This window comes from Streptomyces olivaceoviridis, assembly GCF_014650115.1.
Classification (GTDB): domain Bacteria; phylum Actinomycetota; class Actinomycetes; order Streptomycetales; family Streptomycetaceae; genus Streptomyces; species Streptomyces olivaceoviridis.
In genome coordinates, this window is record NZ_BMUI01000018.1 from 51,530 (window position 1) to 64,771 (window position 13,242).

Annotated in this window: 11 protein-coding genes; 5 read left to right on the top strand and 6 right to left on the bottom strand. The window is 68.2% G+C overall.

All coding sequences use genetic code 11. The features are described 5' to 3' along the window. Nucleotides 1-10: 10 nt before the first annotated feature. From IE273_RS28855 to IE273_RS28880, 6 genes are all read right to left on the bottom strand, one after another. A complete protein-coding gene (locus IE273_RS28855; RefSeq protein ID WP_189818107.1) occupies nucleotides 11-760 on the bottom strand; it encodes a class I SAM-dependent methyltransferase in 750 nt (249 codons plus the stop codon). 254 nt (nucleotides 761-1,014) lie between these two features. Beyond that, nucleotides 1,015-2,058, bottom strand: a complete 1,044-nt coding sequence (locus tag IE273_RS28860) for an ABC transporter ATP-binding protein (RefSeq protein ID WP_189818108.1) — start codon at nucleotides 2,056-2,058, stop codon at nucleotides 1,015-1,017. A 23-nt stretch (nucleotides 2,059-2,081) separates the two neighbouring features. After that, a complete protein-coding gene (locus IE273_RS28865) occupies nucleotides 2,082-3,116 on the bottom strand; it encodes an ABC transporter ATP-binding protein (protein ID WP_189818109.1) in 1,035 nt (344 codons plus the stop codon). A 52-nt stretch (nucleotides 3,117-3,168) separates the two neighbouring features. Continuing rightward, nucleotides 3,169-4,149: an ABC transporter permease gene (locus tag IE273_RS28870; RefSeq protein ID WP_189818110.1), complete on the bottom strand. Its 981-nt coding sequence runs from the start codon at nucleotides 4,147-4,149 to the stop codon at nucleotides 3,169-3,171. Nucleotides 4,150-4,267: 118 nt separating this feature from the next. After that, nucleotides 4,268-6,031, bottom strand: a complete 1,764-nt coding sequence (locus IE273_RS28875) for an ABC transporter substrate-binding protein (RefSeq protein WP_189818111.1) — start codon at nucleotides 6,029-6,031, stop codon at nucleotides 4,268-4,270. A gap of 80 nt (nucleotides 6,032-6,111) precedes the next feature. Then, nucleotides 6,112-7,140 carry an ABC transporter permease gene (locus tag IE273_RS28880; RefSeq protein ID WP_229887654.1) on the bottom strand — a complete coding sequence of 343 codons (1,029 nt, stop codon included), beginning with the start codon at nucleotides 7,138-7,140 and terminating at the stop codon, nucleotides 6,112-6,114. A gap of 472 nt (nucleotides 7,141-7,612) precedes the next feature. Here IE273_RS28880 and IE273_RS28885 point away from each other — a divergent pair, with 472 nt between their 5' ends. Genes IE273_RS28885 through IE273_RS28905 form a run of 5 tightly spaced genes read left to right on the top strand, consistent with a single transcriptional unit; the run spans nucleotide 7,613 to nucleotide 13,178 of the window. Then, nucleotides 7,613-9,238, top strand: a complete 1,626-nt coding sequence (locus tag IE273_RS28885; RefSeq protein ID WP_189818112.1) for a peptide ABC transporter substrate-binding protein — start codon at nucleotides 7,613-7,615, stop codon at nucleotides 9,236-9,238. A 6-nt stretch (nucleotides 9,239-9,244) separates the two neighbouring features. Further along, nucleotides 9,245-10,168 carry an ABC transporter permease gene (locus IE273_RS28890; RefSeq protein WP_189818113.1) on the top strand — a complete coding sequence of 308 codons (924 nt, stop codon included), beginning with the start codon at nucleotides 9,245-9,247 and terminating at the stop codon, nucleotides 10,166-10,168. Further along, nucleotides 10,161-11,144: an ABC transporter permease gene (locus tag IE273_RS28895; RefSeq protein ID WP_189818114.1), complete on the top strand. Its 984-nt coding sequence runs from the start codon at nucleotides 10,161-10,163 to the stop codon at nucleotides 11,142-11,144. Before IE273_RS28890 ends, IE273_RS28895 begins: the two co-directional genes overlap by 8 nt. A gap of 8 nt (nucleotides 11,145-11,152) precedes the next feature. Then, nucleotides 11,153-12,127 carry an ABC transporter ATP-binding protein gene (locus IE273_RS28900; RefSeq protein WP_189818115.1) on the top strand — a complete coding sequence of 325 codons (975 nt, stop codon included), beginning with the start codon at nucleotides 11,153-11,155 and terminating at the stop codon, nucleotides 12,125-12,127. Next, nucleotides 12,120-13,178, top strand: a complete 1,059-nt coding sequence (locus tag IE273_RS28905) for an ABC transporter ATP-binding protein (RefSeq protein WP_189818116.1) — start codon at nucleotides 12,120-12,122, stop codon at nucleotides 13,176-13,178. Before IE273_RS28900 ends, IE273_RS28905 begins: the two co-directional genes overlap by 8 nt. Nucleotides 13,179-13,242 lie beyond the last annotated feature (64 nt).

Sequence of the window (13,242 nt, forward strand, 5' to 3'; positions counted from 1 at the left end):
CCGAAAGGCGCTAGCGGGACCCGGCCCGGCGGGCCACCGTGATGATCTCCGGGGCGGTGTCCGTCAGCGGGCCCCGGTTCCAGTCGCCGTACTGTTCGGTGACGGTCAGGTCCGCCTCCGTGAGGAAGGCCGCCAGCGTCCCGCCGTCCAGGAAGCGCAGGACGCTGTGGTTGATCCGGGGGGCGGGCCAGGCGGGGCCGGCGTAGGTTTCCGTGAAGTGGACCCGGCCCCGGTCCAGGTCCGCGCCCCGCACCTCGTGCCACACCCGCGCCGGCGTGCCGTCGCCGGCGGTGATCTCGTGCACCCGGTCCGGGGTCCACCGCTCCCAGGCACGGGCACCCGGGTTGCGGGTCTCGAACACCAACCGCCCCCCGTCCCGCAGGGCCGCGCGGGCGGCGCGCAGGCAGGCCCGGATCTCCTCGTCCGTCACCAGCTCCTGGAAGGCGTGCCCGGTCATGACGACGAGGTCGAACTCCTCCTGCCACCGCCGCACCCGCACATCGCCGAGCACCCACTCGACGTCCGGCCGGGCCCGCCGCGCCTGGACGAGCATGGCGGCGGCCGGATCGAGGCCCATCAGCCGCCCCCGGTGCCCCTCGGCCCGGGCCCGCCGCAGCAACCGACCGGTGCCGCACCCGATGTCCAGCACGGAGCCGGCGTCCCGCAGCAGACCGAGGTAGAAGTCGTCACCCGGTCCCCAGGGATTGAGGCTGTCGTAGAGAGCGGCGAGCGAGAGATCGGCAAAGACGTGATCCACCACCGCGGCAGTCTGACACACGGTGTTGAACGGTGGGTCAGGAACGGGGTACTTCTCGACGTCTTCCTACCGACGGGGTCGTCGGCGCCGGCCGACCCGGAAGGCGGACCCGCGGACAGCGGGCGCCCGGAACGCGGAAGAGGGCCCGTGCCTGGGGAGGCGCGGGCCCTCGTCCCCTGGAACGGACGATCAAGGGCTCGGGTCAATGGGCCGTGAAAGTCCGATCCGCAAGGGGGCGGCTGACGGAAAGGGGTGTGTCAGGCCGCCGCCTCGGGGTCCTTGGAGAGACGGGGGGCCGGGATCGTGGGCTCCGTCTCCGGGTAGTGGCACGCCGTCAGGTGGCCGGGCTTGTTGCCCTCCGCCTGCACCAGCGGTGGTGCCTCCGTGGCGCACTTCTCGGTCGCCTTCCAGCAGCGGGTGCGGAAGCGGCAGCCGGAGGGCGGGTTGATCGGCGACGGCACGTCGCCGGTCAGGCGGATGCGCTCGCGCGGCTCCTCGTCCACCGTGGCCTCGGGCACGGCGGAGAGCAGGGCCCGGGTGTAGGGGTGGCGCGGGTTGTCGTACAGGTCCTCGCGGTCACCGATCTCGACGATCTTGCCGAGGTACATGACCGCGACGCGCTGGGAGAAGTGCCGCACGATCGCGAGGTCGTGGGCGATGAAGACGAACGCGATGCCCAGTTCCCGCTGCACCTTCTGGAGCAGGTTGACGACCTGGGCCTGGATCGAGACGTCGAGCGCGGAGACCGGCTCGTCGGCGACGATCAGCTTCGGCTCCAGGGCGAGGGCGCGGGCGACGCCGATGCGCTGGCGCTGACCGCCGGAGAACTCGTGCGGGAAGCGGTTGTAGTGCTCGGGGTTGAGACCGACGATCTCCAGCAGCTCGCGGACCCGCTTCTCCCGGCCGCCGGGCGGGTTGATGCCGTTGATCTCCATCGGACCGGAGATGATCTTGCCGACCGTGTGCCGCGGGTTCAGCGAGGCGTACGGGTCCTGGAAGATCATCTGGATCTCGGACCGGATCGGCGCGAGTTCCTTGCGGTTCGCGTGGCTGATGTCCTGGCCGCGGTAGGTGATCGTGCCGGCCGTGGGCTCCAGCAGGCGGGTGATGAGCCGGCCGGTGGTCGACTTGCCGCAGCCCGACTCGCCGACCAGGCCCAGGCTCTCGCCCTCGGCGACCTGGAAGTCCAGGCCGTCGACGGCCTGCACCGCGCCGACCGTCCGCCGGATCGGGAAGCCGCCCTTGATCGGGAAGTGCTTGGTCAGCCCGGAGACGTCCAGGAGGGGAGTGGTGTCGCTCATTGGTGAAATCCGTCTCTTGTACGTCAGTGGGCCTTGGCAGCCGTGTCGGTGAGGTACTCGCGACGCTGCTCGTCCGTCAGATGGCAGGCGCTGCCGCGACCGTCCACGATCTCCAGCAGCGGGCGCTCCTTGGCGCACCTGCCGTCCGGGACCTTCTCCGCGAAGGCACAGCGCGGGTGGAAGCGGCAACCGGTCGGCGGGTTCAGCAGCGACGGCGGCGAGCCCGGGATCGGGTTGAGCGGCACGTCCACCGGGCCGTCCAGGCTCGGCATGGAGCCGAGCAGACCGAAGGTGTACGGGTGCTGCGGGGTGCGCAGCACCTCCGCCTTCGGGCCGCGCTCCACGCACCGGCCGCCGTACATCACCAGCACGTCGTCGGCGATGTCCGCGATCACACCCAGGTCGTGGGTGATGAAGATGATCGCGGTGCCGAACTCCCGCTGGAGGTCCTTGAGTAGGTCCATGATCTGGGCCTGCACGGTCACGTCGAGCGCGGTCGTCGGCTCGTCGGCGATCAGCAGCTCCGGGTCGCACACCAGCGCCATGGCGATCATCGCGCGCTGGCGCATACCGCCGGAGAACTCGTGCGGGTAGCTGTCCACCCGGCGGTCGGGCTGGGGGATGCCGACGCGTTTGAGCATCTCGATGGCCCGCGCCCGCGACTCGGCCTTGGAGGCGCCGGTGTGCTTGCGGTACACCTCGCCGATCTGCGTGCCGATGGTGTGGTACGGCGACAGCGAGGCCAGGGCGTCCTGGAAGATCATCGCCATCTTGTTGCCACGGAGGTGCTCCAGCCTCTTCTCCGGGGCGCCGTTCAGCTCCTCGCCGTCCAGCTCGATGGAGCCGTCGATCGCGGTGCTGTCCGGGTTGTGCAGGCCCAGGATGGCCAGGTTGGTGACCGACTTGCCGGACCCCGACTCACCCACGATGCCCAGCGTCTTGCCGCGTACGAGGTCGAAGGAGAGGCCGTCGACGGCCTTGACGACGCCGTCCTCGGTCGAGAAGTGCACCTTCAGGTCCTTGACGGACAGGAAGGGCTGCGAATCGGTGCTCGTCACGGGGACGCTCCAGAGGGGGGTGATGCGGGGTAGCTGGCGGAGGAGGGCGGGGTCAGGCGAGCCGGATCCGCGGGTCGATCATGGCGTAGCAGGCGTCGACGACGATGTTGGCGATCACCACGAAGGAGGCCGTGATGATCATGACGCCGAGCAGCATCGGCAGGTCGTTGTTGATCACCGACTTCACGGCGAGCAGGCCGATGCCCTGGAGGCTGAAGGTCTTCTCGGTGATCATCGCACCGCCGAGCAGCACGCCCATGTCGATGCCGAAGATGGTGACGATCGGGCCCATGGCGCCGCGCCAGGCGAAGCGGAAGAACACGTTGCGCCGGGACATGCCCTTGGCGCGGGCGGTGCGGACGTAGTCCTCGGTGAGCGTCTCGACCAGCTGAGAGCGGGTCATACGGGTGTAGTTGGCGGTCCAGATCAGCGCCAGCACCAGCCAGGGCACGAGCAGACCGGTGAACCAGGCACCCGGGTTCTCGCTGAACGGGGTGTAGGAGGGCTGGTCCAGCAGGTGCGACTGGTAGACGAGGAGGTACAGGGCGACCGGGCCGACGAAGTAGATCTGCATCGAGGAGGCGACCAGCGAGGCCGAGCTGGCGATCTTGTCGAGCGGCTTGCCCTGCTTGACCGCGGCGAGCATGCCGGTGCCGATACCGAAGATCAGGAAGACGACGGCGGAACCGATGGCGAGGGAGGCCGTGGTCGGGAAGCGGTCCCAGACGGTCGCGAGGACGGGCTCGCGGTTGATGAACGAGTAGCCCAGGCAGGGGGCGTCGCAGTGGCCGAAGCCGGGGTAGTCGCGGCCCACGAAGATGGCCTCGAGCCAGTGCCAGTACTGGACCGGCAGCGGGTCCGAGATCCCCATGTTGTGCCGGATCACGTCGAGCGTCTCCGGGGTGCAGACCTTGCCGCAGGCGATCCGGGAAGGGTCGCGCGGCACCGCGTAGAAGAGCATGTACGTGACCGCGCTGATGATCAGCAGCGTGACCACGGCGCCGAGGAGCCGGCGGACGAGGAAGCGAAGCATGGGGGTTGGCTTTCCTGGGAGGGCCGTCGTGCGGAACGGGCCGGGACGGGATGACCGGGGGCCCGGTGGACGAGCCGAGGGTGGGGCGGCCGGAGCCGCCCCACCTCTCAGGTGTGGATCAGGCCTTGACGTACATCTTGTAGAGCATGCAGCCGTCGAAGTTCGGGTCCATCTTGACGTTGCCGAGCTTCGAGCCGTGGAGGTACAGGCGCTTCATGTAGACGTCGGGGATGAAGGCACCCAGCTCCGTGACCTGCTTGTCCAGGGCGGCCCACATGGCGTTGGCCTTGTCCTGGTCCGTCTCCGCCGTGGCCGCCTTGATGGCCGCGTCGACGTCCGGGTTCTTCAGGTGGCAGTAGTTGGTGCCCTGGTCCACCACGTTGTGGCTGTCGAACAGCGGCTGGAAGACCGAGTAACCGGTCGGCCAGTCGGCGGACCAGCCACCCCAGTAGATGTCGTACTCGTTGTCGACCTTGCCGATCTGGTCGTACCAGGTGGTGGAGTCGATGCCCTTGGTGACGACGTCGAAGCCGGCCGCCTTGAGGGCGTTCTCGACGACGACCTTGACCTTGGCGTTGATCGGGTCCTGCTGGTAGGCGTAGACGACCTTGGTGCCGAGCTTGCCGGCCTTCTTCAGGACCGCCTTGGCGGCGGCCGGGTCGCCGGCCGGGTTCTTCAGCTTGCCCCAGACGTCCTGCGACTTGTAGCCGGCGACGAGCGGGCTCATGATGCCGGTCGCGTAGTCACCGCGGTGCGTGCCGCCCTGGATGGAGCGGATGCCGGCGGTCGGCCAGGCCTTGATGATGGCCTCGCGGACCTTGATGTCGGTGACGCGGGTCTGGTTGATCCAGTAGACGCTGGTGCCGCTGCTCAGGTCCTCGAAGAGGCGGTCCTTGGCCTTGGCGGTGGCCTGCTGGACCTTCGCCTGCGGGACGGTCCGCCAGGACACGGCGTACTGGTCGTTGCCCGAGTCGGCGATCAGACGGTCGGCGGCGGTCTCCGCCTCGATGCCGAAGGTGAAGTCGAACTCGTCCGGGTAGGCGTTGCGGATCGGGTCCGTCTTCGGGTCCCAGTGCTCGTTGCGGACCAGGACCATCGACTTGTCGGTCTGGTGCGACTTGACCTTGTACGGGCCGTTGGAGAACGGCTTCTTGTCGTAGTTCTGCTTGGTGTCGTGCTTCACCGGGTTCGGCGCGTACGAGTGCATCGCGACGACGTAGTTGAAGTCCGGACGCGCCTCGGAGAGGTGGAAGGTGATGGTCTTCCCGCTCGTCGTGATCGACTTGAGGTGCTTGTTGCCCTTGAAGGGACCGGGGTAGGACTTGCGGTACTCCTGCGTGCCCGTCAGCCAGGTCTGGGCGTACACGGCGCCCTCGGTGATGAAGTTGGCGAAGGCGCGCTCGAAGCCGTGGCGGACGTCGTCGACGGTGACGTCGGAGCCGTCCTCCCACTTCACGCCGTCCTTCAGGGTGAAGGACCAGGTCTTGCCGCCGTCCTTCATGGTGCCCGTGTCGGTGGCGAGGTCACCGACCAGGGTCATGGAGCCGTCGTCGCCGACCTTGTAACCGGTCAGGGTGCGGGCGAGGACGATCACGGCCAGCGAGTTCCACGCGTAGTAGACGCGCTGCGGGTCGAGGTGCGAGAAGTCGTCGTCGTTCAGCAGGTAGACCTTGCCGCCCTTCCTGGCGCCGGAGACCTCCGGAGCCGGGCCCTGCGAGTCCGCCGCCGTACCGATCTTGACGGTGGTGGTGTGGGCCTTGGCCGCTTCCTGCTTGCCGGTGCCGGTGCTGCTGGAGTTGCCGCTGCTGCACGCGCTCAGCACGGTGCTGGAGGCGGCGGCAACACCGGTGGCTATCAGGAAGTTTCTGCGCGAGAAGGACATCGCATCCTGCCTTGAAGTGGGTTGATGAGAGAAGCCCGGCACCCCGGCGTCCTTGCCGTGGTCCTGAAGGAGGGCCGGAGTCAGCGCTTGGTCTTCGGGTCGAGCGCGTCGCGCACCGAGTCACCGAGGAGGTTGAAGGCCAGTACGAACATCACCATCGAGATGCCGGGGAAGAGCAGGAAGGTGAAGTCGTCCTGGTAGAAGCCGGCGGCGTACCCGATCATGACGCCCCAGTCGGGGGTCGGGTCCTGCATGCCGACGCCGAGGAAGGCGAGGCCCGCCTCCGTGGTGACCATCGCGGGCAGCAGGAGCGTGCCCTGGATCAGGATGGGCGTCCACAGGTTGGGCAGGAGTTCCTTGAAGATGATGCGGGCCGGAGACGCGCCCGTGACCTTCGCGGCCTCGACGAACTCCCGCTCGCGCAGGGCCAGCACCTGACCGCGCAGCAGCCGGGCGATGGAGGCCCAGCCGAAGACGACCAGGAGGGTGATCAAGGAGACGACGACGATCGAGGTGGGCGTGTCCTCGTTGCTGGCCACGAAGAGGCTGAGGACCACGGGCGTGAACGCCACGAAGAACAGCTGCTGCGGGAAGGCGAGCAGGATGTCGATGACCCGGCCCAGGATCCAGTCCGTCTTGCCGCCGATGTAGCCGGCCGTGACGCCGATCACCACACCGACGATCATGATGAGCACCGTGATCACCGTCGCGAGCAGCAGCGAGTTGCGGACCGCGTACAGCAGGAAGGTGAAGACGTCACGTCCGAGCTGCGGGTCGATGCCGAACCAGAACTCGCTGTCGATGCCGCCGTTCGGCTTCGCCGGGAGGCCGTTGTCGCCCAGCAGTCCGGGCGTGTTGATGCCGTACGTCGTGTACGGGTCCTTGCCGTACAGCTTGGCTATGAGCGGCGCCGCGAGGCCGATCACGAAGAAGAGGATCACGATGATCGCCGAGGCGACGCCAACGCGGTCCCGCTTGAAGCGGCGCCAGGCCAGCTGCCCGGGGGACCGGCTCTCGCTGCCCTTCGACCCGTCCGAAGTGATCGACTTCTCGACGGTCTCGTCGGTCACCTCAAGCGGGGCAGCCGCGGATGGAGTTGGGGGGGTCATGGTGCTCCTGGCCCAAGGGAGGGTCTGATGACTCCGCAGGGCGCTCCCCTACGGGCTACGCCGGACTTTTTCAACGCAATTCATTCAAGGTCAATAAATTCTCGGCCGCCTTGGTTTTGTCTTTACCTTCTTTACTCTTCCTTGATCGTTCCGTAGCTACGCGGGTAGCGCGCCGTAATCAATCCGTGCTTCACATCGGGCCAATCGGACTAAACGGGCAAGGAGTTCGATATGCGGACGGTGGAGTGTCGACATGCGTACATCGGCCCGCCTCAATCCAACGTTTCGGCATCGTTACGCGAAGATCTATTGCGCTCGTCGCCCAAGATCATCAGGGCGGTCGAGGGGGCGGTGCCTGCATTCGGATGACGTCTCCCCCCAAAGGCCGCTCAATCGGGCGGCGGGCATGCGATACATGCCTTATATGACGATATTGACCGGTAGTGGATCAACGTCGCGGAGGAGGCACGCCATGCGGGGAGTCACGCATGCCCGGGGGGCCGTGTGCGCGGTGGCGCTGGCTCTCGCCGCCACCGGCTGCGGGGGCGGCGGCTCAGGCGGCGGCGCCTCGGGCGCGGTGCTCAGTTCCTCCTGGGGCGACCCGCAGAACCCGCTGGAGCCGGCCAACACCAACGAGGTGCAGGGCGGCAAGGTCCTCGACATGATCTTCCGGGGCCTGAAGAAGTACGACCCGAGGACGGGCAAGGCCACCGACATGCTCGCCCGGTCCATCGACACCCACGACTCGCGCGACTTCACCATCAAGGTGAAGCCCGGCTGGACCTTCTCCAACGGCGAGAAGGTCACCGCCCGCTCCTTCGTGGACGCCTGGAACTACGGCGCGAGCCTGCGGAACAACCAGAAGAACGCCCTCTTCTTCGGCTACATCGACGGCTACGACAAGGTCCACCCCAGCGGCGGCAGGCAGACCGCCGACACCCTGTCCGGGCTGAAGGTGGTGGACGACCACACCTTCACCGTCCGGCTCAACCAGAAGTTCTCCACCTTCCCAGACACCCTCGGCTACGCGGCCTTCGCCCCGCTGCCGCGCGCCTTCTTCACGGACCACGCGGCCTGGCTGAGGAAACCGGTCGGCAACGGTCCGTACACGGTCGCTTCCTATACGAAGGGGTCTCAGATGTCCCTGCGGAAGTGGGACGGCTACCCGGGCCCGGACAAGGCGCGCAACGGCGGGGTCGACCTAAAGGTCTACACCGACAACAACACCGCCTACACCGACCTGATGTCCGGCAACCTCGACCTGGTGGACGACGTGCCCGCCGCCCAGCTGAAGAACGTCAAGGCCGACCTGGGCGACCGCTACATCAACACCCCGGCCGGCATCCTCCAGACCTTCGCCTTCCCCTACTACGACAAGGCGTGGGACAAGCCGGGCTCGGAGAAGGTCCGCACGGGCCTGTCCATGGCGATCAACCGGAAGCAGATCACCGAGACGATCTTCCACGGGACCCGCACCCCGGCCACCGACTGGACCTCGCCCGTCCTCGGCGTGGCCGGCGGCTTCAAGGAGGGCCTGTGCGGCAAGGCCTGCGAGTACCACCCGGACGAGGCCAAGAAACTGATCAAGGAGGGCGGCGGGATCCCCGGCGGCCAGGTGAAGATCACGTACAACGCGGACACGGGCTCGCACAAGGAGTGGGTGGACGCCGTGTGCAACTCCATCAACAACGCCCTCGGCAACGACAAGGCGTGCGTCGGCAACCCGGTCGGCACCTTCGCCGACTTCCGCAACCGCATCGGGCAGCACAAGATGACCGGACCGTTCCGCGCGGGCTGGCAGATGGACTACCCGCTCATCCAGAACTTCCTCCAGCCGCTGTACTACACGAACGCCTCCTCCAACGACGGCAAGTGGTCGGACAAGGAGTTCGACGAACTGGTCGACCGGGCCAACGCCGAGAGCGACCAGACCAGGGCCGTGAAGCTGTTCCAGCAGGCCGAGGGGGTCGTCCGGGACAACATGGCCGCCATCCCGCTCTGGTACCAGAACGGCAGCGCCGGCTACTCCGAGCGGCTGTCCGACGTGGCGCTCAACCCGTTCAGCGTGCCCGTCTACAACGAGATCAAGGTCAGCTGAGCCGCCATGGGGCGCTATGTCGTCCGGCGACTGCTCCAGATGGTCCCGGTCTTCGTCGGGTCCACCCTGCTGATCTTCCTCATGGTCAATGTGATGGGCGACCCCGTCGCGGGGCTGTGCGGGGAGCGGGCGTGCGATCCGGCGACGGCGGCCCAGCTGAAGCGGGAGTTCGGCTTGGACAGGCCGGTCTGGCAGCAGTACCTCACCTACATGGGGCACCTGTTCACCGGCGACTTCGGTACGGCGTTCAACGGGCAGAAGGTCACCGAGCTGATGGGCACGGCGTTCCCCGTCACCATCCGGCTGACGATCGTGGCGATCCTGTTCGAGATCGTCATCGGCATCACGCTGGGCGTCGCCACGGGCCTGAGGCGCGGCCGGCCCATCGACACCACCGTGCTGCTGCTCACCCTGGTGGTGATCTCGGTCCCCACCTTCGTCACCGGTCTGCTGCTCCAACTGCTGCTCGGGGTGCGGTGGGCCTGGATCAAACCGTCCGTCTCCCCGGACGCCGCCTTCGGCGAGCTGATCGTGCCGGGCCTGGTCCTCGCCTCGGTCTCCCTGGCCTACGTCACCCGGCTGACCCGCACCTCCATCGCGGAGAACAAGCGCGCGGACTACGTCCGTACGGCCATCGCGAAGGGTCTGCCCCGGCGCCGGGTCATCACCCGGCACCTGCTGCGCAACTCGCTCATCCCCGTGGTCACGTTCATCGGCACGGACATCGGCGCGCTGATGGGCGGGGCGATCGTCACCGAGCGGATCTTCAACATCCACGGCGTCGGCTACCAGCTCTACCAGGGCATCCTGCGCCAGAACACCCAGACGGTCGTCGGCTTCGTGACCGTGCTCGTCCTGGTCTTCCTGGTCGCCAACCTCCTCGTGGACCTCCTGTACGCCGTACTCGACCCGAGGATCCGCTATGCCTGAGCAGCAGCCGTACGAGGCCGGGCGTGCCATCGCCGGTACCGGGATGGGCGGCGCGATGGACCTCGCGGCGAGCGAGGCGACCACGCTGGAGCGGACACCGGGCGGGCCGGAGGGCACGGGGCCGGCGGGCAAGCCGCGCTCCCTGTGGTCGGACGCCTGGCGCGACCTGCGCCGCGACCCGGTCTTCCTCGTCTCCGCCCTGGTCATCCTCTTCCTGGTGTTCATCTCGGTCCGGCCGTCGGCCATCGCTTCCGGGAACCCGCTCACGTGCGACCTGGCCAGGGCGCAGGACGGCTCGGCTCCCGGGCACCCCTTCGGTTACGACGGTCAGGGCTGCGACGTCTACACCCGCACCGTGTACGGGGCCCGTACGTCGGTGACGGTCGGGGTCCTGGCCACGCTCGGGGTGTCGGTGTTCGGGTCGGTGCTGGGCGGGCTGGCGGGCTACTTCGGGGGCCTGTGGGACGCGGTGCTGTCCCGGATCACGGACATCTTCTTCGCCATCCCGGTCGTCCTCGGCGGACTCGTCCTCCTCTCGGTCGTGACCTCCAATACGGTCTGGCCGGTCATCGGGTTCATGGTGCTGCTCGGCTGGCCGCAGATCTCCCGCATCGCGCGCGGCTCGGTCATCACCGCCAAGCAGAACGACTACGTCCAGGCCGCCCGTGCCCTGGGCGCCTCCGACCCCCGCATCCTGCTGCGGCACATCGCACCGAACGCCGTCGCCCCGGTGATCGTGGTGGCGACCATCGCGCTGGGCACCTACATCGCCCTGGAGGCGACCCTGTCCTACCTCGGTGTGGGCCTCAAACCCCCCAGCGTCTCCTGGGGCATCGACATCTCCGCCGCCTCCCCCTACATCCGCAACGCCCCCCACGCCCTGCTGTGGCCCTCGGGCGCCCTGGCGGTCACGGTGCTGGCGTTCATCATGCTGGGCGACGCGGTCCGCGACGCCCTCGACCCGAAGCTGAGGTGACGTCCGCCGTGCTGCTCGACGCACGCGACCTGCACGTGGAGTTCCACACCCGCGACGGGATCGCCCACGCCGTCAACGGAGTCGGCTACGCCGTCGACGCGGGTCAGACGCTGGCGGTGCTGGGGGAGTCGGGGTCGGGGAAGTCGGTCACCGCGCAGGCCGTGATGGGCATCCTCGACACACCGCCCGGGCGGATCACCCAGGGGCGGATCCTGTTCCGGGGACGGGACCTGCTGACGCTGAAGGGCGAGGAGCGCAGGAGGATCCGCGGCACCGAAATGGCGATGATCTTCCAGGACGCCCTGTCCGCCCTCAACCCGGTGATGACGGTGGGGGACCAACTGGGGGAGATGTTCGTCGTCCACCGGGGCATGTCACGCAAGGACGCGCGCGCGAGGGCCGTGGAGCTGATGGAGCGGGTGCGGATCCCGGCCGCCGCCCAGCGGGTGCGCGACTACCCGCACCAGTTCTCCGGCGGGATGCGCCAGCGCATCATGATCGCCATGGCGCTGGCCCTGGAACCGGCCCTCATCATCGCCGACGAACCCACCACCGCCCTCGACGTCACCGTCCAGGCCCAGGTCATGGACCTCCTCGCCGACCTCCAGCGCGAGTACCGCATGGGACTGATCCTCATCACCCACGACCTGGGCGTGGTCGCCGACGTCGCCGACAGGATCGCCGTGATGTACGCGGGACGGATCGTGGAAACCGCCCCCGTCCACGACCTCTACAAAGCCCCCGCCCACCCCTACACCCGGGGCCTGCTGGACTCCATCCCGCGCCTCGACCACAAGGGCCGGCAGCTCTACGCCATCAAGGGCCTGCCACCGAACCTGACACACATCCCGCCCGGCTGCTCCTTCCACCCCCGCTGCCCCATGGCCAGGGACGTCTGCCGCACCGACGAGCCCCCGCTGTACGAGGTGTCCGAGACGCGGGGCAGTGCCTGCCACTTCTGGAGGGAGTGCCTCGATGGCTGAACCGATCCTCGAAGTCAGCGGCCTGGTCAAGCACTACCCGCTCACCCGGGGCGTCCTGTTCAAGAAGCAGATCGGCGCGGTCAAGGCCGTCGACGGCGTCGACTTCACCCTCGCCCAGGGCGAGACCCTCGGCATCGTCGGCGAATCGGGCTGCGGCAAGTCCACCGTCGCCAGACTCCTGTGCGGCCTCGAACGACCCACCGCCGGCACCATCACGTTCAAGGGCGAGGACATCACCCGGCTGTCCGGCAAGGCCCTCAAAGCCGTGCGCCGCAACATCCAGATGGTGTTCCAGGACCCGTACACCTCCCTCAACCCCCGCATGACGGTCGGCGACATCATCGGCGAGCCCTACGACATCCACCCCGAAGCGGCCCCCAAGGGCGACCGCCGCCGCAGGGTGCAGGAACTGCTGGACGTCGTCGGCCTCGACCCCGAGTACATCAACCGCTACCCCCACCAGTTCTCCGGCGGCCAGCGCCAGCGCATCGGCATCGCCCGCGGACTGGCACTGCGCCCCGAGATCATCGTCGCGGACGAACCCGTCTCCGCGCTCGACGTCTCCATCCAGGCGCAGGTCGTCAACCTCCTCGCCCGGCTCCAGACGGAGTTCGACCTCTCCTACCTCTTCATCGCGCACGACCTGTCCATCGTCCGCCACATCTCCGACCGCGTCGCCGTGATGTACCTGGGCCGCATCGTGGAGACCGGACGCGACAGCGAGATCTACGACCACCCCACCCACCCCTACACCCAGGCCCTGCTCTCCGCCGTCCCCGTACCCGATCCCGACGCCCGCGAACACCGCGAACGGATCATCCTCACCGGCGACGTGCCCTCCCCCGCCGACATCCCCTCCGGCTGCCGGTTCCGCACCCGCTGCTGGAAAGCACAGGAACGCTGTGTCGTGGAGGTCCCCGCGCTCGCCGTGCCGGCCGCCTTCCGCGACGCGGCCGGTCCCGCCGCGCACCCGTCGGCCTGTCACTTCGCGGAGGAGAAGCAAGTGGTGCCGCCGGAGGAGTCCCGGCTGAACGGCAACGGGCCGGGGTGACATGGCGCACCCCGGCCCGTTCACGGCACCCGCACGGCCGTACGTCCTTCAGGATGCCGTGTCC

Coding starts and splice junctions, on each gene's coding strand:
- IE273_RS28860 (WP_189818108.1), bottom strand. CDS start 2,058: ATGAGCGACACCACTCCCCTCCTGGACGTCTCCGGGCTGACCAAGCAC.
- IE273_RS28870 (WP_189818110.1), bottom strand. CDS start 4,149: ATGCTTCGCTTCCTCGTCCGCCGGCTCCTCGGCGCCGTGGTCACGCTG.
- IE273_RS28875 (WP_189818111.1), bottom strand. CDS start 6,031: ATGTCCTTCTCGCGCAGAAACTTCCTGATAGCCACCGGTGTTGCCGCC.
- IE273_RS28880 (WP_229887654.1), bottom strand. CDS start 7,140: ATGACCCCCCCAACTCCATCCGCGGCTGCCCCGCTTGAGGTGACCGAC.
- IE273_RS28885 (WP_189818112.1), top strand. CDS start 7,613: ATGCGGGGAGTCACGCATGCCCGGGGGGCCGTGTGCGCGGTGGCGCTG.
- IE273_RS28890 (WP_189818113.1), top strand. CDS start 9,245: ATGGGGCGCTATGTCGTCCGGCGACTGCTCCAGATGGTCCCGGTCTTC.
- IE273_RS28895 (WP_189818114.1), top strand. CDS start 10,161: ATGCCTGAGCAGCAGCCGTACGAGGCCGGGCGTGCCATCGCCGGTACC.
- IE273_RS28905 (WP_189818116.1), top strand. CDS start 12,120: ATGGCTGAACCGATCCTCGAAGTCAGCGGCCTGGTCAAGCACTACCCG.